We start from the raw sequence: 1184 nt of genomic DNA, 5'->3' as shown, positions 1-1184 counted from the left end.
TGCGCTCGTTGCGGGACTTAACCCAACATTTCACAACACGAGCTGACGACAGCCATGCAGCACCTGTCTCAGAGTTCCCGAAGGCACCAATCCATCTCTGGAAAGTTCTCTGGATGTCAAGAGTAGGTAAGGTTCTTCGCGTTGCATCGAATTAAACCACATGCTCCACCGCTTGTGCGGGCCCCCGTCAATTCATTTGAGTTTTAACCTTGCGGCCGTACTCCCCAGGCGGTCGACTTAACGCGTTAGCTCCGGAAGCCACGCCTCAAGGGCACAACCTCCAAGTCGACATCGTTTACGGCGTGGACTACCAGGGTATCTAATCCTGTTTGCTCCCCACGCTTTCGCACCTGAGCGTCAGTCTTTGTCCAGGGGGCCGCCTTCGCCACCGGTATTCCTCCAGATCTCTACGCATTTCACCGCTACACCTGGAATTCTACCCCCCTCTACAAGACTCTAGCCTGCCAGTTTCGAATGCAGTTCCCAGGTTGAGCCCGGGGATTTCACATCCGACTTGACAGACCGCCTGCGTGCGCTTTACGCCCAGTAATTCCGATTAACGCTTGCACCCTCCGTATTACCGCGGCTGCTGGCACGGAGTTAGCCGGTGCTTCTTCTGCGAGTAACGTCAATCGGTGAGGTTATTAACCTCACCGCCTTCCTCCTCGCTGAAAGTACTTTACAACCCGAAGGCCTTCTTCATACACGCGGCATGGCTGCATCAGGCTTGCGCCCATTGTGCAATATTCCCCACTGCTGCCTCCCGTAGGAGTCTGGACCGTGTCTCAGTTCCAGTGTGGCTGGTCATCCTCTCAGACCAGCTAGGGATCGTCGCCTAGGTGAGCCGTTACCCCACCTACTAGCTAATCCCATCTGGGCACATCTGATGGCAAGAGGCCCGAAGGTCCCCCTCTTTGGTCTTGCGACGTTATGCGGTATTAGCTACCGTTTCCAGTAGTTATCCCCCTCCATCAGGCAGTTTCCCAGACATTACTCACCCGTCCGCCACTCGTCACCCGAGAGCAAGCTCTCTGTGCTACCGTTCGACTTGCATGTGTTAGGCCTGCCGCCAGCGTTCAATCTGAGCCATGATCAAACTCTTCAATTTAAGTTTGATGCTCGTGAATTAAACTTCGTAATGAATTACGTATGTTCACTCAGAGACTTGGTATTCATTTATTGTC

1 rRNA gene is annotated in these 1184 nt (G+C 53.7%); it reads right to left on the bottom strand.

The features are described from left to right. Positions 1–1108, bottom strand: a 16S ribosomal RNA gene (locus FFB58_RS22755); the annotation flags it as partial. Positions 1109–1184: the final 76 nt, after the last annotated feature.

Origin of the sequence: Enterobacter sp. MF024, from assembly GCF_005843915.1 — a bacterium.
Taxonomy (GTDB): domain Bacteria; phylum Pseudomonadota; class Gammaproteobacteria; order Enterobacterales; family Enterobacteriaceae; genus Enterobacter; species Enterobacter barmai.
The sequence above is the reverse complement of the archived record's forward strand: the minus strand, read 5'-3'. Positions and strand labels throughout refer to the sequence as shown.